Here is a 16,405-nt window from a genome sequence, read left to right as displayed (position 1 = left end):
GGAGAGCGGCGCCTTCTTTCCCCGGCGCCAAGCAGCCATTCGGCAACCCGCCACGCCAATCCCAACCGGCGCTGGCGGGTTTTTTTATGCCGACCGCGTTCTCACGGGGTGCCGGTGCCTGTCGATCAGCAGCCCTTGCCACCATTCGCCCAGCGCTTGACGTCGGTTGCGATGCGGCCGGAAAGGGCTTCGTTCATCACGGGGCCGAAAGCATCGAGTTTTGCCGGGTTGCCTTCTGCCTGAACCACCAGCATGGGGCGCGATTCCGGGCTGTTGCGCGGCACGAGCAGGATGCGCGGACGGCCGGAGAAGGAGTTGAGTTCCGGCGCCAGACGATAGGCCTTGAACGCCGCGTCGCCCGATTTGAACCAGCAGGCATTCGCGCCAAGCGCGATCCGTTCCATGGTCGGCAGGGCCGCGCGGGAGAAGGAGGAGGAAGGCTGCGGTTTCGGCTGGCAGGCGGCAAGCGCCGCCGCCGCGAGGATCAGTCCGGCGGCCTTGTAGGCATTGTGTCGAAGAAGACGGGGCATCAGGTCATCCAGAAAAGAGGCCGAGAAGGCGCCGAAACCGGCATCAAAAAAGGCGGGCTCGAAGCCCGCCCGGTCTATCAAGCTGCGACGACGCCGAGCGCCGAAGCGAAGAGGCCGCGACCGTCATTGCCGCCATGGGCGGCTTCGATCAGGTTTTCCGGATGCGGCATCATGCCGAGGACATTGCCCCTGGCGTTGATGACGCCGGCGATGTCGTTCAGCGACCCGTTGGGGTTGGTGCCGTCGGCATAACGGAACACCACCTGGCCGTTGTCTTCCATCGCCTTCAGCTCGTCGGCTTCGACGAAGTAGTTGCCGTCGTGATGGGCGACGGGGCAGCGCAGAATCTGGCCCTTGTCGTAAGCGCGGGTGAAATCCGTGTCGTTGTTGGCGACTTCGAGCTTCACTTCACGGCAGACGAATTTCAGCGAGGCGTTGCGCATCAGCGCGCCCGGCAGCATGCCCGCCTCGACCAGAATCTGGAAGCCGTTGCAAACGCCGAGAACCTTGACGCCCTTTTCGGCCTTTTCGCGAATGGCCTGCATTACCGGCATACGCGCGGCGATGGCGCCGCAACGCAGATAGTCACCATAGGAGAAGCCGCCCGGGATGACGATCAGGTCGACGTCGGGAATATCCGTTTCCGTCTGCCAGATGGTGACGGGCGCGCTTCCGGAGATTTTCGTCAGCGCCGCGATCATGTCGCGGTCGCGGTTGAGGCCGGGAAGTTGGACGACAGCGGATTTCATCGGAGCGGCTCCTGGGCTTCAGAGGATGGCGATGGCGTAGTTTTCGATGACCGTATTGGCCAGAAGCTTTTCGCACATTGCCTTCAGGTCGGTCTCGGCCTTGGCCTTGTCGGCGCCTTCCAGCTCCAGGTCGAAGACCTTGCCCTGACGGACATGGCCGACGCCACCGAAACCGAGGCTGCCGAGCGCGCCTTCGATTGCCTTGCCCTGCGGATCGAGAACGCCGTTCTTCAGCGTAACAGTCACCCGTGCCTTGATCACCTGATCTTCTCCTGATTTTACCTTGTTAGGCCAATATTACTTCACGAGGCCGATATTACTTTACCAGGACTGGACCGGTGCCGCGGATCGGTTCGTTTTCATTGATGATGCCGAGACGGCGCGCGACTTCGGAATAGGCTTCGAGAAGCCCGCCCATGTCGCGGCGGAACAGGTCCTTGTCCATCTTTTTCTGGGTCTCGATGTCCCACAGGCGGCAGCTATCGGGCGAAATCTCGTCGGCGAGGATGATGCGCATCATGTCGCCTTCGAAAAGGCGGCCGCATTCGATCTTGAAATCGACGAGCTGGATGCCGACGCCGAGGAACAGGCCGGAGAGGAAGTCGTTGACGCGGATGGCGAGCGCCATGATGTCGTCGAGCTCGGCGGGGTTAGCCCAGCCGAAAGCCGTGATGTGCTCTTCGGAGACCATCGGGTCCTCGAGCTCATCCGACTTGTAATAGAACTCGATGATGGAGCGCGGCAGAACCACGCCTTCCTCGATGCCGAGGCGCTTCGACAGCGAGCCGGCAGCGACATTGCGCACGACGACTTCGAGCGGGATCATCTCCACTTCCTTGATCAACTGCTCGCGCATGTTGAGGCGGCGGATGAAGTGCGTGGGAATGCCGATCTTGTTCAGATGCGTGAAGACGTATTCGCAGATACGGTTGTTCAGCACGCCCTTGCCGTCAATGACTTCATGCTTCTTCTTGTTGAAGGCGGTCGCATCGTCCTTGAAGAACTGGATAAGCGTGCCTGGCTCCGGACCCTCGTAGAGGATCTTGGCCTTGCCTTCGTAAATACGGCGGCGACGGTTCATAATTGCAGGTCTCTTGGTTGACGCCGATTCTGGTGGCGTTGCGTTTGGTCTTTGAAGCGGTCCCATAAAGGAAAAGAGTGCATTCTACAATGCGGCTCGCATATTTCCCTTCAATTCTTGTGACAGGCCGGGGAAACGGCTGCGCCCTGAAATTAGGCTTCCGGGGCCGATCGAAGCGGAGGCGGTCCGCAGCGCCGGCGCCGTCAGGGCTCGACAGCCTTCAGCCGGCTCAAAAACTGCGCGAAGACCATACCGCCTTCCGGCCACGGACCATGGCCCGACTCGGTGTTGATATGGCCGGACATGCCGGCGTCGATCAAAAGCGAGCCCCAGGCGGCGGCAATGTCATCGGCATGTTCATAGGAGCCGAAAGGATCGTTGCGGCTGGCGATGGTGATCGCCGGGAAAGGCAGCGGATCGCGCGGGTAAGGCCCGAACGTCATCAGGTGCTTCGGCCGGATATCGGGATTGGCGACATCGGGCGGCGCGACGAGCAGCGCGCCGGACACTTTCTTGCCGATTTCCGGCAGGGCATGGATGACGGTCGGCACACCGAGCGAATGGGCGACGAGGACGATGGGTCTGGTGGAGGCATTGACCTCTTCCACCAGCCGGGCGACCCAGTCTTCCTTCACGGGTTTGGACCATTCGGCCTGCTCGACGCGGCGGGCGGTGGAAAGCTTGCGCTCCCAGCGGCTCTGCCAGTGGTCGGGGCCGGAATTGGTATAACCGGGGACGATCAGGATATCTGCTTCTGAAACTTTCATGCGCCCATATCTGTGTTGTGATGCCGCCGCGATCAAGGTCGCGGCGGCATTAACTTCAAGGTCTCAAACTCGGCTCAAGTCTCAGGCGTTGCCGAAGACGCGGGTGAAGATCGTGTCGACATGCTTGGTGTGGTAGCCGAGGTCGAACTTTTCGCGGATCACCTCTTCGGGAAGGGCGGCGCGCACTTCCTCGTCGCCCAGCAGTTCTTCAAGGAAATCGGCGCCCTGTTCCCAGACCTTCATGGCGTTGCGCTGTACCAGACGGTAAGCGTCTTCACGCGATACGCCGGCCTGCGTCAGCGCCAGGAGAACGCGCTGCGAATGCACGAGGCCGCGGAACTTGTTCATGTTCTTCAGCATGTTGTCCGGATAGATTACCAGCTTCTCGATGACGCCGGCCAGGCGGTTCAGCGCGAAATCGAGAGTGACAGTGGTGTCGGGGCCGATGGCGCGCTCGACGGAGGAGTGGCTGATATCGCGCTCGTGCCAGAGGGCAACGTTTTCCATTGCCGGGACGACGGACATGCGCACAAGACGGGCAAGGCCGGTCAGGTTTTCGGTCAGAACCGGGTTGCGCTTGTGCGGCATGGCGGACGAGCCCTTCTGGCCCGGCGAGAAGAACTCTTCCGCTTCCAGAACCTCGGTGCGCTGCATGTGGCGGATTTCGATGGCGACGTTTTCGATCGACGAGGCGATGACGCCGAGGGTTGCGAAGAACATGGCGTGGCGGTCGCGCGGGATGACCTGCGTGGAGACCGGCTCGGGGATGAGACCGAGCTTGGCACAGACATGTTCTTCAACGCGCGGGTCGATATTGGCGAAGGTGCCGACGGCGCCGGAGATCGCGCCCGTGGCGATTTCCGCACGGGCATTGACGAGGCGCTCGCGGTTGCGGTGCATCTCGGCATAGAAGCGGGCGAAGGTCAGGCCCATGGTGGTCGGCTCGGCGTGGATGCCGTGGCTACGGCCGATGCGCACCGTGTTCTTGTGTTCGAAGGCGCGGGTCTTCAGCGCCGCCAGCACCCGGTCCATATCGGCGAGCAGCAGATCGGCGGCGCGCACGAGCTGGATGTTGAGCGTGGTATCGAGCACGTCCGACGAGGTCATGCCCTGATGCACGAAACGGCTGTCGGGACCGACAAATTCGGCAAGATGGGTGAGGAAGGCGATGACGTCATGCTTGGTGACGGCCTCGATCTCATCGATGCGGGCGACGTCGAAGGTGGCGCTGCCGCCCTTTTCCCAGATCGTCTGGGCAGCGGACTTCGGGATAACGCCGAGTTCGGCAAGCGCGTCACAGGCATATGCCTCGATCTCGAACCAGATGCGGAACTTTGTTTCCGGCGACCAGATGGCGACCATTTCCGGCCGGGAGTAACGAGGGATCATGGCAATGACTTTCTTTGTGGAGGAATTTTGCTGCCCGTTTAGCAAAGTGTTCCGGTAATCTCAATCTATCAAGCTACATGCCTCTGTTGCTCATTGTGCACGTCGGCAGAGGATTGCGCCCGCAGGCAGGAGCGGAACGATGGCAAAGGGAAAATATAAGCCAAGACCGAGAATGCAGAACTGGTAAATCGCGCCGAGCGATGTGAAGAGCTGCTGGAAAAACCAGATGCGGGAGAATGCCGGCGCGTGCCATTGCGCATAGAAAATACGGTATTCGAAAGCGAAAAACGCCGCCGCAACTGCCAGCGTGAAAAAAGCGATGGCAAGACAGGCCGCCGCAAAACGCAGCGGCAGGGCGGCGGAAGCAGGGAGGAAGTGCAGCGCCGCCATGGCCAGCAGCCAACCGAAAAGGCCGCCCGCGAAGAAAAGCATGATGATGTCGGTGGCATGGTCGGTTTCCAGCCGGTTCCTGACATAGAGGCCGATGGCGGCGGCGGCGCTGGAACAGACGGCCCAGACAAGCGCGCCGAACAGCGGAAACAGCGCTGCCGAAGCCGTGTCACGGAAACCCCGCCTGTCGCTTTCCATGCCGATCCCCCAACGCCTTGCCGTGCCCCTTCGGCGGCGGCGATTATGTCCGCGCGGCTTCCGCTGCGTGGCGCAGTTGCGCGACCGTCTTGCGGTAGTCGGCAACGCCGTCGCCCTTGAAGATGGCCGAGCCGGCCACCAGCGCATTCGCACCGGCGGCAACGATCGCGCCTGCGGTTTCCGCCGTCACGCCGCCATCCACTTCGAGTTCTATCGGCCGGTCGCCGATCATGGCCTTTGCCGCGCGGATCTTGTCCAGCATGGCCGGAATGAACTTCTGCCCGCCAAAGCCGGGATTGACGCTCATGATCAGGACCAGATCGACATCGTCAAGCACGTTTTCGATGACCGAAAGCGGTGTTGCGGGGTTGAGCGTCACGCCGGCCTTTCTGCCGAGCCCGCGGATCGTCTGCAGCGAGCGGTGCAGGTGAGGCCCGGCTTCGGCATGCACGGTGATGCTGTCGCAGCCCGCCTTGGCGAAGGCTTCGAGATAGGGGTCGACGGGTGCGATCATCAGATGGCAGTCGAAGAAGGCCATGCTGTGCGGCCGCAGCGCCTTGATGACATCCGGCCCGAAGGAGATGTTGGGGACGAAATGGCCATCCATCACGTCAAGATGAATCCAGTCCGCGCCCGCTTCCGTGACATCGGCGACTTCCTGTCCGAGCTTGGCGAAATCGGCAGCCAGAATGGACGGGGCTATGCGGATGGGCAGGGACATGGGGCAAACTCCTCTCGACGCGTTGCGTAAGCTGCCTTTAACACCAAGTATCGGGGTTTGAAACGGCTGGCGGCGCGGTTGCCGGCGGTTTTCAGCTGCGTTCCCTCGAATTTTCGGCGGCGCGGGTTTCGCCTATTGTCTTTCGGCCTTGTCTGCCGGTTCGAAGCGCTGGCCGTTCCATCGCTGCAGGCGATAGGGATTGTCCGAAAGGTCATGCGACGGGCTGAAGCCGAGATCGCCGAGCACGGTTTTGAAAAGGGTGCCGCCCGCCAGTATCTCCGGCGCGGGTTTCGACTGCGCCTGCGTGGCTTCCGCAAGGGCGGCGGTAAGTTCCGCAGCCGCATAGGCCGGCAGGACGTAACCTTCCGGCTCGATGCCGGCGCCGCGCAGTTCGCCGGCAACCGCCTGGGCCGATGGCAGGGTATCATAGGCCGGGCGGGTGACCGCCAGCACATTCGCGGCCAAAGGGACCGGATTGTTGGCCGCATTCATGGCATCGCCGCCCATGACGGTGAGGGGAATGTTCTCCGACCCGGCATCTCTGGCGATGATGGCGACGTCATTGCGCTCCGCGCCGACGAAAACATGGGAAATGCCGGTGCGCGCCAGCCGGCGCGCCAGCGCCACCTGCTGTTCCTGGTTGGGACGCATCGTATCGGCAAGGGTGGGCTTCAGGCCGTTTTCCTCAAGCGACGAGCGGATGCGGTCGACCAGCTCGCGGCTGTAGATCGTGCCGTCATCCACAAGTCCGATGGAATGTCCCTTCCAGTCGCGCAGGATGATCTCCGCGATCCTGTCCGATTCGGCCCTGTCGGACGGGGCGAGGCGAAAGAGCGGCCAGCCGTATTTCAGCGCGTCTTCCATCAGAATCGGCGCGCGGCTGGAAAGCGTGATGGCGGGAATGGCGGCCGCTTTCAGCGGCGGCAGAACATCCTGAAGCGTTTCGGTGCACAAGAAACCGATTGCGGCGCTGACCTTGGCGGCCACGAGGCCATCGGCTATCGCGCCGCCGCTGCCATCTTCGCAGCTTTCATGGATTTCGACCACATCCAGCCCGAGCTTTGCCGCCGCCGCCTTCGCACCCTGCCGTACCTGCTGCCCCAGAAGTTCGTAAGGACCGCTCTGGGGCGCAACGATGCCAATCGATGCCGCGCTTGCTGAGCCCGCGAGGGCAAAACCGGCGATGATCGTTAGCAGGCGAAGTGAAAGCATGACGTGATAGAAATCCTGTTGTCCCGGCTTGATGTTTATCGGCAACAACCGGTTTTCCAAAGGAAAAATCGCCGATGTTCCATCATATTCGCATATCGCCATCCGCGGGACGGCGGATTTGCTCTGAAGTTGTCCGATTCGAGAGGGCAGGTCGTCGTCGCAGCTTGTAGTTGTTGCTGTCCGATATAATTGCGCACCATGTTTTTATTGAAGGATTATTTTTGCCGACGAGCAATTCGCTCCTGCGCCGGATGGGTGGGGAAGTATTTCACATCATTGTCGCGGCGGGCGTTACTTCATAAATCCATTACATGTGGCGCGTATAAGCACAGTTTAGAAAAAGCCGGCCCGCGATTCTGCTTTTTAAAGTGCAGCACAAAAAGATGCACATTTTATTTTCATATTTGTAATTTATTGATATATAACGTAAATATATAAACCTTCCCATCATTCACCTCTTTTCCGCCATGTTTTTTTCGCATTTGCGAGAAGATTTGCTTGACGGAAAGTAAATGATTAGCTTAGATGTAACTGTTTCAGGGGACGACTGAAATTGGCTGTAACAGGCCTCGGAAAGTGTTCCGATTATAAGCACTGCCAGACTATATTGCATTTCATATTCTATTTTTTTCATTACGTATAAACCGCTTCGGGAAACTGGGGCGGTTTTTTATATGAAGCTAATTTAAGCAATTTAAAATTGAATTAGAAAAGCCCTGCGCAAAGACGTTCTTTCATTTTCGAATTTATGGAAAAGATATCGCGCGGAGAGGGCGAAGCCGGCTCCGAGGTACAGATCAACATGGCTGCTTGAAAATGCCCCGTTGACGGCCATTATCGCCCGCGAGCGAGTTCGGTCGGCCGCCTGTGCGGCTTTATTTCAGGGCGGCCAGGGCGTCTCTGGCAAAGGCGGAGATGGGTTCGGGAAGCTTATCCGGATCGAACCAGCCGATGGCGGAAAGCTTGTCGGGTTCGGTCAGTGCCGGCTCACCCTGCGCATCGCGGGTGACGAAGATCAGCGAAACCCAGTGGTGACGATCTTCCGTATCGATGAATTCGCTATGGCAGAGGAATTCGACGTCGCCGATCTTGAGCCCGGTTTCTTCTTCGGCCTCGCGGCGCGCTGCGGCGAGGGAAGTTTCAAGGTGATCGACCTTGCCGCCCGGAATGCTCCAGTATCCGGCTTCCGGCGCCTTCAGGCGCCGGCATAAAAGCACGCGGCCATCACGCATGATGGCGAGGCCGACGCCGACACCCGGAAAATCGAGACCTGGCCTGGCGGTCGGCGTCATGCTGTCCATTCCCGCGGTCAGGCCTTGGCGTTGGCCACGATCAGCATGAAGGCGGGGATGTCGTCGCCGAAACCAACCGGTGTCGGGCCATCGTCATGGTCGCGATAATGGCGGCGGCGGTCGCGGTTGTCGTCATTGGCGTGCAGCGGATTGCGGCTGTTGCGGTCGGAATTGCGCGGGGTCTTTTCCTGCTTGCGTTCTGCTTTCACCTTGTCGTCTCCATGAGCCGCGATGTCCGTATCCGCAGCGGATTGTGCACCCTGATTGATGTTTTCGACCGGCGCTGCGTCGCGACGGTTGCGGTCGCGGCCCCTGCCGCCCCGTTCCTTGCCCCGGCGGCCGGAATTGCTTTCAAAGCTTTCCATCGGCGCGGGAAGGGTGGAGAGGTCACCGTTCTGCCACTCGATCTTTTCGCCGATCAGCTTTTCGATCGCGTCGAGATACTTCGTGTCGCTCCTGGTGACGATGGTGAAAGCCTTGCCCGAGCGGCCGGCACGACCGGTACGGCCGATGCGGTGGACATAGTCTTCCGAATGAATGGGAATGTCGAAGTTGAAGACGTGGCTGACATCGGGGATGTCCAGGCCGCGTGCGGCAACATCGGAGGCGACGAGCAGCTTCAGATTGCCGTCCTTGAAGTTCTGCAGCATCGTGGTGCGCGAACGCTGGTCCATATCGCCATGCAGCGCGCCGACGGAAAAACCGTGACGGTCAAGCGAGCGGAACAGGTCGGCCACATCCTTCTTGCGGTTGCAGAAGATGATGGCGTTCTTCAGTTCGGCTTCTTCGGCGCGGACGAGATCGCGCAGCACGGCGCGCTTTTCATAGTCCTTGTTGTGCGCGGCGACGATGCGCTGGGCAACGGTCTTTGCCGTGGAGGAGGGCTTGGCGACCTCGACACGGACGGGGTTCTGCAGGAACCGGTCGGCCAGCTTCTGGATTTCAGGCGGCATGGTGGCCGAGAAGAACAGCGTCTGCCGGGTAAACGGGATCATCTTGGCGATGCGCTCGATATCGGGAATGAAGCCCATATCCAGCATACGGTCGGCTTCGTCGATGACGAGGATTTCCACGCCGGTCATCAAAAGCTTGCCGCGCTCGCAATGGTCGAGAAGGCGGCCGGGGGTGCAGATCAGCACATCGGCGCCGCGCTCAAGCTTGCGGTCCTGGTCTTCGAAGGAAACGCCGCCGATGAGGAGCGCGACGTTCAGCTTGTGATTCTTGCCGTATTTCTCGAAGTTCTCCGCCACCTGCGCTGCCAGCTCACGGGTCGGCTCGAGGATCAGCGTGCGCGGCATTCTGGCGCGGGCGCGGCCCTTCTCGAGCAGGGTGAGCATCGGCAGAACGAAGGACGCGGTTTTGCCCGTGCCGGTCTGTGCGATACCGCAGATATCACGCTTTTCCAGCGCCGGCGGAATGGCGCCAGCCTGAATGGGTGTCGGCGTCGTGTAGCCGGCATCTGCAATAGCGGAAAGAACTTTTTGGCTCAGGCCAAGATCAGAGAATGTTGTCAAAGGAAGAACTTTTTCCGTTCTGGTTCGGTAAGAACACCTGCGTGCCGCGACGGCACTTGCAAAGACTTGGCGCGGGGATATGCCCAAATTGCCGGAAAGTCAAGGAAACAACGGGAAAAGCGCGCGAAACAGCGGGGTTCGGGCGGGGCTTCTGGGCCTTTGGTGCAGATTTCAGCGATTTATCGTAAAAAGCGCAAAAAAAGCATTAAAATCGGGCTGCTATTTTAAATAGGTTTTGAGTTCCGTTCCGGCGATCAGGAACCGCATCGGATCGACCGGCGTATCGTTGCGGCGCACCTCGTAATGCACATGCGGACCGGTGGAGCGACCGGTGCTGCCGGCGCGGCCGATGACGTCACCGGCCTCGACCCTGTCGCCGGCTTTCACCAGAATGGCGGAGAGATGGCCGAATCGCGTCGAGACGCCCTGGCCGTGATCGATCTCGACCATATTGCCGTAGCCGCCGGAATTTTCCGCCACCGTCACCTTGCCCGCGCCGGTGGATTTGACGTCGGCACCGGTTTCGGCGCGAAAATCGATGCCGGTATGCAGCGCCGGGCGGCCGAGAAACGGATCCATCCGGTTGCCGAATCGGCTGGTGATCGCCCGGCCGGGGGCCGGGTTGCCGAAGGGCAGGTTGGTCGCGGTTTCCTTGACGATGTCGAGCCGGTTCAGCGCATTGTCGAGATTGGTGAGCGACAGGTTGAAAGGATCGGTGTCACCGCGCTCGGGATCGGCATAGGGGCCGCCTATGTCGTCATTGCCGTTCTCTTCGATTTTCAGGCCCGCCTGCCGGATGATGTCCTGCATCGCATTCGCCTTGTCCTCGGCGTCGCTGGTCAGTCTGGCGATGCGCGATATCTGCTGGCGTTCGATATCCTTCAGCGACAGTGTCACCTTGGAAAACACCCGGTCGGCCCGGTCGGATGGCGTTTCGCCGGCTTCGGATACATAGGCGGCGCGTCTGTCCGATGTGGCGGGCTTTTCCGCCTGCGGCTTGCGTGGCGTCATCAGCTTTTCAATGGCCGAAAGGCCGCCGGAGAGGTCAGCGCGTTTTTCCGGCGCCATGGCGTTCGAAAGAGACGAGGGCGCGGCCGGGGAGGCGGCGATGCCGGAGTTCTCGGCGCGCTCCAGCAATTCGCTCATGCGGCCGTGCCGCGAGGTCAGTGCCGCCTGCTGTTCCAGCAGCTTTTCCACTTTCTTTTCAACGACCTGCTGATCGAGCAACTGCCGGGAAGTGACGCGGTCCACCTGGGCTCTCAGCGCTGCGATGCGGTCTTCATAGTCGTTCTGCATGCGGGTCTGGCGGGCCATGGTCGCGCCGATCAGGTCGTCACGCAAAATGAGATAGCCTGTGGCTCCGAGATAGCCGAGCGAAAACAGGCCGATCGTGCAGCCGGCAAGCGCCGCCATCCACGGACGGATGGTCATGTGCCGCACCCTGTCGCCGCGCGCGAGAATGAGCACGTGCGGCTCACGCTTTTTGCCGAATACCCGGTTTTCCGCCGTATCAGTCACAATCTCTCTCCGGACTGGCCGATTTCTTAAGGGAAATCATAATTCGTTAAGGTTAACGAAGTTTTGCCGGAGAGGCCTTTCGGCGGTGTCGGCTATTGGCTGACGGATGTGAGCGAGCGATAAAAGGAGGGCGTCAGGCCGGCTTCGGCGCGGGCAATGTCGTTGAAGGGCGGTTTCAAAGGGCCGCGGAAATTGGCGCGCACCAGCTGCCTGAAGGTCGCGGCCGGGTCCTTCTTTTCACGCGCGCACAGGAACCGGAACCATTTCGCGCCGATGGCGACATGGCCCTTTTCGTCATTATAGATGACATCGAGAACGGCAGCGCTTTCGAGATCGCCCGTCTCACGCATCTTCGCCTGCAGGGAAGGGGTGACGTCCAGTCCGCGCGCTTCCAGGATGAGCGGCACGACGGCGAGCCGTGCGGTGAGATCGTTGCGAGTGGAATGCGCGGCCTGCCAGAGCCCGTCATGGGCCGGCAGATCGCCATAGTCGGCGCCGAGGCTTCTCAGCCTGTCCCGCACCAGCCGGAAATGTTTCGCCTCCTCGAAGGCGACCTGCATCCAGCCGTCGAAAAAGGAATGCGGTACCGGCTCGCTGGCATAACGGGCGACGATATCGAGCGCGAGATCGACGGCGTTGAGTTCGATATGGGCTATGGCGTGCAGCAGCGCGATGCGGCCCTTGATGCTGTGAAGGGAGCGGCGTTCCACGGCGGTCGGCGGCACGAGTTCCGGCTTCTCGGGCCTGCCCGGCCGCTCAGGCAGCGGCGGGTCGAGCGGCGAGCGCAGCGACAGTCGGCGCTCGAACCAGCGTGTCGCCGTTTCCTGCGCGAGTGCGGTCTTTCTGTCGAGATCGGCGCTCACGATGGCATCCGTCGCGCCGCCTCGCAGCGAGATGATTTTGAACGGGGGCGTCACGACGGGTTGGTCCCTCAGAGCTTCTTCACAGCCTCGAGAACGGCCTGGGCATGGCCCGCGACCTTCACCTTGTTCCAGATTTCCGCGATTTTTCCATCCGGGGCAACGAGGACGGTCGTGCGTTCGACGCCCATGTATTTTTTCCCATACATGCTTTTTTCCTTCCAGACGCCATAGGCTTCCAGAACCTTCCTCTCCTCGTCGGAAGCGAGCATGACGGAAAGGGAATGTTTTGTCGCAAACTTGTCGTGGCTTTTGACGCTGTCGGGCGAAATGCCGATGACGACGGCGTTGGCTGCCTCGAATTCGCCGCCCAGCGCGCTGAAGTCGATGGCTTCTGCGGTGCAGCCGGAAGTATCGTCCTTCGGGTAGAAATAGAGGATGACGGCCTTGCCTTGCAGTTTGGACAATGTCACCGTCCCTTCACCGTTGCGGGGCAAAGTAAAATCGGGAGCCGGGCCGCCAATCGTCAAGTCTGTCATAATCTACCTTTCTTTCGCCGGGATGTTGAGGGAAAGTCGCCACATTCGATATATAGCGAAACCGCGCGTCGTCCAGATCACGATTGAGATTTCAGATGGTTTCGACCTTAAATCTCAATCGTGATCTGGATTAAAGAATTAGAGCGGCATTCCGGACGAAAACCGCTTACACTTTTCGCCATCCGCTCCGGTGTTGCGGCGAAACAAAAGCTATTCAGGGGCAAACACGGGCGTATGGCTGAAGTAAGGGGTGAAAAGGTCAAGTTCGGCAGACGCGATATAATTGCGCTGCACGATCTTCCTTCGGCGCAGGCCGAAGATCCCATCATCGTGCATTGCCCGGCGCCGCGCTCCATGGTGCGCGCCTTCATCAAGATTTTCGCAGCGCTTTTCGTGCTGGCCTTCCTGTCCATCGGCGGCATCATTCTTTCCGTCGAGACCGGATCGATCGATGCGACGCTTTCCAGCCAGGCGCAGCAGGCGCTGGAAAGGGCGCTCGGCCCCCATTACAGCGCGCGGATCGGTTCCTCGGCGATCAGGTTTTCCACCGGGCTGCGCCTTGCGCTGGTGGCGGAGGACGTGGATATCATCGAGAAGGAATCCGGCCAGCATATGAGCCGGGCGCGGGCAATCGGCATGGCGCTTGATCCGCTTGCGCTTCTTACCGGCCGCGTCTCGGTGGAGAGCCTCGAGGCCGATGGGATGGAGCTCGATACGGCGCTTTTGCCCAAGGGTAACGGGTTCGATCTCGCCAGCGTCAAGCTCGACGCCGTGCCGCAGCAATTGCAGGAGGCCTTCGGGCAGCTCGACAAGCTCGCTCAGGCTTTTCTGAGCAGCGGAACCGAGGAAATCGATATTTCCAGCGTTTCGGTTCACCTGCCGCCCGGAGAGTTGGGCAAGCCGCGCACCGTCGAAGTGCGCGAATTGTCGCTGACGCCCGATCAAGAGGGCGGATATTCGCTCGATGGAGAAACGCTGTTTAACGGTGAAATTGCCAGCGTGTCGTTGCAGACTTCGGGATCGGGTGGCCGGATAGACGGTTTTGAAGCCCGCATCGACGGTTTCGATATCGGCCCGTTTCTTGAGAAATACGATCCCGACGGGAATCTCCATGAAGGCCTGAACGTCAAGACGGGTATCAATATTGTCGCTCGGCGCGCCATGAAAGGGCAGGAGCCACGGCTGGAGATTTCGCTCGGCCTCGGCAATGGAACGCTGATGATCGGCGGTGAGTCCCAGACCTTTACGGCTGGCAACGTCCATGCGCGTTATGACTTTGCCAAGAGCACCCTTGTCATCGACAATTCGCGGCTGGAGCTCGGGCGGACAATTCTTCCGGTCGCCGGTGAAATCAGCGATACCGAAGACGGTTTCGGCCTTTCGCTGCGGATCGACAACGCCGTTGCTTCGTCCGAAGCTTCGGGCGAGGCCCCGGTTCCTTTCAGCCTGAAGGCGGACGGGCATTTTACGGCGGCAACGAAGCAGCTCGACGTTCCCTCGCTTTATGTGACAGGCCCGCTTGGAGATATGGCGGGATCGCTGAAAATCCGGTTCGGCCAGGGGTCGCCGGAAATCAGCTTCGGCGGGCAGATTCCGAAGATGGAGGCCACGGCGGTCAAGCAGCTCTGGCCGTTCTGGATGGCGCATAAGCCGCGTGACTGGGTGGTGTCCAATCTCTACGGCGGCACCGTCACCAATGGTTCAATCGCGATCTTCATCCCGCAGGGACGGATGTGCGGCCCCGGCTGCCCGCTGGTGCTCGGCGAAAGCGAAATGCAGATCCGTTTCGATATTGACGATACGCGTCTCAATACCACCGGCGACATTCCGCCGTTGCGCGATGTCGATGCGCATTTCGATCTCGTCGGCGGCAAGATGGCCGTCGATATCAAGCGGGGGACATCCTATTTCCCGTCGAACCGGTCGCTCGCGCTGGAGAACAGCCGTTTTCTCATTTCCGCTGTTTACGACAAGCCGCTGCTCGGAAATCTCGAACTGAACGTTTCGGGCTCGGCCGATGCCGTGGCCGAGCTTGCGGCGCTCAAACCCATCAATGCGCTCAAGGATACGCAGTTCAAGCCCGAGGATTTCACCGGCGATGTCAAAGCCCATGCCAACCTGACCGTTGGCCTGCTTTCCAGCCACAACCCGCCTCCGCCGGTGTGGACGGCCGATCTCGATCTGAAGAACCTGTCGCTGACCAAACCCTTTGCGGGCCACAAGGTGACTGCGCTCGACGGTTTCATGACGCTGGACGACCGCCAGCTCAAACTGGAGGGCAGGGGCCGCGTGGACGACGTGCCGATGGACATCGTGATGACGGAGCCGGTGCGCAAGAACAGCGATATCGCACCGACGCTGTCGTTGAAGGCAAGCCTGAACGAAACTCAGGTTGCCAAGCTCGCTCCGGAACTTTCCACGGTCCTCGGCGGCACGACGGCGATTGAAATCGACGGCGCCGACCCGAAACGCCAGGATATCCGGCTCGATCTGACCAAGGCGTCGATCATTCTGCCGGGGCTTGGCTGGAGCAAGGGTATCGGCATTCCCGCCAGCGCCACCTTCACTATGGAAATGGGAGACGGGCGCACGACGATCAGCGACTTTTCACTCGATGGTGATGGCTTCGGCGCTGCCGGCGATATCGCCTTCAGCAAGAACGGGCTGATTTCAGCCGATCTCAGCCGCGTGCAGCTTTCGCCCTCCGATAATTACGCCGTTTCGGTCGCCGCTTCGAAGAACGGCTATATCATCAACGCATCGGGGAAATCCGCCGATGTCAGGCCTTTCCTCTCAAAGCTTCGCAGCTCTTCCGGCAGCGGCGACGGGACGTCGCGTTCGCAGCCATCCCTTGCCATCAAGACGCAATTCGACAAGGTCTATGGGTTCAACGATGAAATCCTTGCCAATGTCAGTTCCGATGTCAGTGTGCGGGACGGCAAGGTCCGCTCCATCGATTTCCGTGGCGTCACCGGCAACGGCCAGGCGGTGGTGGCGCAGACCGTCAATCGCGGGGCGACGGGAACCGTGACGCTGACCAGCAGCGATGCGGGTTCGCTTGCCCGTTTCGCCAATATCTACAGCCGTATTCGCGGCGGCCTTCTCAACCTTGCGCTGACGACCTCCAATGGCAGCGACTGGAGCGGATCGCTCGACCTGCGCAATTTTGCCGTCGTCAACGAAGCCAAGCTTCAGGACATCGTGGCCACGCCGACGGGCGAGGACGGCAGGAGCCTCAACAATGCGGTGCGCCGCAATATCGATGTCAGCTCGGAAAAATTCCAGCGCGGCTTTGCCCGGCTGGTTTATGTCAACGGTTCGGTGGCGGTGGAAAACGGCGTCGTGCGCGGCGAGCAGATCGGCGCGACCTTCCAGGGGCTTCTGAAGGACCAGAGCGGCCGTATGGATATGACCGGCACCTTCATGCCCGCCTATGGCCTGAACCGGCTGTTCGGCGAGCTGCCCTTCATCGGCATCTTCCTCGGCAATGGCCGCGACCGGGGCTTGCTCGGCATCACCTTCAAGCTCTCCGGCCAGACGGACCAGCCGAAGCTGACGATCAATCCGCTGTCGCTGATCGCGCCGGGCGTCTTCCGGCAGATTTTCGAATTTCAGTGAATGGAGCGTCGCAAAGCTTGGCGCAAG

The 16,405-nt window shown here is 60.5% G+C and carries 15 protein-coding genes; 1 reads left to right on the top strand and 14 read right to left on the bottom strand.

Features of this window, described 5'->3' with window-relative positions; translation table 11 throughout:
- Positions 1–125: 125 nt before the first annotated feature.
- From CFBP4996_RS07545 to CFBP4996_RS07480, 14 genes are all read right to left on the bottom strand, one after another.
- The gene (locus tag CFBP4996_RS07545) at positions 126–530 is read right to left on the bottom strand and encodes a hypothetical protein (protein ID WP_080853139.1); all 405 of its coding nucleotides are present in this window, start codon (positions 528–530) and stop codon (positions 126–128) included.
- A gap of 77 nt (positions 531–607) precedes the next feature.
- Complete coding sequence (gene purQ / locus CFBP4996_RS07540) at positions 608–1,279, bottom strand: phosphoribosylformylglycinamidine synthase subunit PurQ (RefSeq protein WP_003520438.1); 672 nt, start codon at positions 1,277–1,279, stop codon at positions 608–610.
- A gap of 18 nt (positions 1,280–1,297) precedes the next feature.
- Positions 1,298–1,540, bottom strand: coding sequence for a phosphoribosylformylglycinamidine synthase subunit PurS (purS, locus tag CFBP4996_RS07535; protein WP_003507918.1), 243 nt, complete (start codon positions 1,538–1,540; stop codon positions 1,298–1,300).
- A gap of 55 nt (positions 1,541–1,595) precedes the next feature.
- Positions 1,596–2,360 (bottom strand): phosphoribosylaminoimidazolesuccinocarboxamide synthase, encoded by a 765-nt coding sequence (purC, locus tag CFBP4996_RS07530; RefSeq protein ID WP_003520440.1) that lies wholly within the window; start codon positions 2,358–2,360, stop codon positions 1,596–1,598.
- 203 nt (positions 2,361–2,563) lie between these two features.
- Positions 2,564–3,127 carry an alpha/beta hydrolase gene (locus CFBP4996_RS07525; RefSeq protein ID WP_080816746.1) on the bottom strand — a complete coding sequence of 188 codons (564 nt, stop codon included), beginning with the start codon at positions 3,125–3,127 and terminating at the stop codon, positions 2,564–2,566.
- Positions 3,128–3,208: 81 nt separating this feature from the next.
- A complete protein-coding gene (purB, locus tag CFBP4996_RS07520; RefSeq protein ID WP_020810926.1) occupies positions 3,209–4,516 on the bottom strand; it encodes an adenylosuccinate lyase in 1,308 nt (435 codons plus the stop codon).
- A 90-nt stretch (positions 4,517–4,606) separates the two neighbouring features.
- Positions 4,607–5,104, bottom strand: a complete 498-nt coding sequence (locus CFBP4996_RS07515) for a hypothetical protein (protein WP_080851660.1) — start codon at positions 5,102–5,104, stop codon at positions 4,607–4,609.
- A 43-nt stretch (positions 5,105–5,147) separates the two neighbouring features.
- Positions 5,148–5,825 carry a ribulose-phosphate 3-epimerase gene (rpe, locus tag CFBP4996_RS07510; RefSeq protein ID WP_003520447.1) on the bottom strand — a complete coding sequence of 226 codons (678 nt, stop codon included), beginning with the start codon at positions 5,823–5,825 and terminating at the stop codon, positions 5,148–5,150.
- 132 nt (positions 5,826–5,957) lie between these two features.
- A complete protein-coding gene (locus tag CFBP4996_RS07505; RefSeq protein ID WP_162935855.1) occupies positions 5,958–7,139 on the bottom strand; it encodes an ABC transporter substrate-binding protein in 1,182 nt (393 codons plus the stop codon).
- Between the two features lie 773 nt (positions 7,140–7,912).
- Positions 7,913–8,338 (bottom strand): NUDIX domain-containing protein, encoded by a 426-nt coding sequence (locus CFBP4996_RS07500; protein WP_080851662.1) that lies wholly within the window; start codon positions 8,336–8,338, stop codon positions 7,913–7,915.
- An 8-nt stretch (positions 8,339–8,346) separates the two neighbouring features.
- Complete coding sequence (locus CFBP4996_RS07495; RefSeq protein WP_003520451.1) at positions 8,347–9,843, bottom strand: DEAD/DEAH box helicase; 1,497 nt, start codon at positions 9,841–9,843, stop codon at positions 8,347–8,349.
- Positions 9,844–10,062: 219 nt separating this feature from the next.
- On the bottom strand, positions 10,063–11,361 hold the full coding sequence (locus CFBP4996_RS07490; protein ID WP_080851663.1) for a M23 family metallopeptidase: 1,299 nt from the start codon (positions 11,359–11,361) through the stop codon (positions 10,063–10,065).
- 92 nt (positions 11,362–11,453) lie between these two features.
- Positions 11,454–12,278, bottom strand: coding sequence for a ferritin-like domain-containing protein (locus tag CFBP4996_RS07485; protein ID WP_003522668.1), 825 nt, complete (start codon positions 12,276–12,278; stop codon positions 11,454–11,456).
- A gap of 14 nt (positions 12,279–12,292) precedes the next feature.
- A complete protein-coding gene (locus CFBP4996_RS07480; RefSeq protein ID WP_080851664.1) occupies positions 12,293–12,760 on the bottom strand; it encodes a peroxiredoxin in 468 nt (155 codons plus the stop codon).
- Between the two features lie 234 nt (positions 12,761–12,994).
- Between CFBP4996_RS07480 and CFBP4996_RS07475 the strand changes: the two genes are divergently transcribed.
- Complete coding sequence (locus CFBP4996_RS07475; protein WP_080851666.1) at positions 12,995–16,378, top strand: YhdP family protein; 3,384 nt, start codon at positions 12,995–12,997, stop codon at positions 16,376–16,378.
- Positions 16,379–16,405: the final 27 nt, after the last annotated feature.

Origin of the sequence: Agrobacterium leguminum (assembly GCF_005144435.2) — a bacterium.
In the GTDB taxonomy this organism is placed as follows: domain Bacteria; phylum Pseudomonadota; class Alphaproteobacteria; order Rhizobiales; family Rhizobiaceae; genus Agrobacterium; species Agrobacterium leguminum.
Note: the sequence above shows the minus strand (reverse complement) of the source record. Positions and strands in the feature narration are given on the sequence as shown.

What these genes read in the sequence shown, in the direction of transcription:
- CFBP4996_RS07545 (WP_080853139.1), bottom strand. Translation starts at nt 530, where the DNA reads ATGCCCCGTCTTCTTCGACACAATGCCTACAAGGCCGCCGGACTGATC.
- purQ (WP_003520438.1), bottom strand. Translation starts at nt 1,279, where the DNA reads ATGAAATCCGCTGTCGTCCAACTTCCCGGCCTCAACCGCGACCGCGAC.
- purC (WP_003520440.1), bottom strand. Translation starts at nt 2,360, where the DNA reads ATGAACCGTCGCCGCCGTATTTACGAAGGCAAGGCCAAGATCCTCTAC.
- CFBP4996_RS07525 (WP_080816746.1), bottom strand. Translation starts at nt 3,127, where the DNA reads ATGAAAGTTTCAGAAGCAGATATCCTGATCGTCCCCGGTTATACCAAT.
- purB (WP_020810926.1), bottom strand. Translation starts at nt 4,516, where the DNA reads ATGATCCCTCGTTACTCCCGGCCGGAAATGGTCGCCATCTGGTCGCCG.
- CFBP4996_RS07515 (WP_080851660.1), bottom strand. Translation starts at nt 5,104, where the DNA reads ATGGAAAGCGACAGGCGGGGTTTCCGTGACACGGCTTCGGCAGCGCTG.
- rpe (WP_003520447.1), bottom strand. Translation starts at nt 5,825, where the DNA reads ATGTCCCTGCCCATCCGCATAGCCCCGTCCATTCTGGCTGCCGATTTC.
- CFBP4996_RS07505 (WP_162935855.1), bottom strand. Translation starts at nt 7,139, where the DNA reads ATGGCGATATGCGAATATGATGGAACATCGGCGATTTTTCCTTTGGAA.
- CFBP4996_RS07500 (WP_080851662.1), bottom strand. Translation starts at nt 8,338, where the DNA reads ATGGACAGCATGACGCCGACCGCCAGGCCAGGTCTCGATTTTCCGGGT.
- CFBP4996_RS07480 (WP_080851664.1), bottom strand. Translation starts at nt 12,760, where the DNA reads ATGACAGACTTGACGATTGGCGGCCCGGCTCCCGATTTTACTTTGCCC.
- CFBP4996_RS07475 (WP_080851666.1), top strand. Translation starts at nt 12,995, where the DNA reads ATGGCTGAAGTAAGGGGTGAAAAGGTCAAGTTCGGCAGACGCGATATA.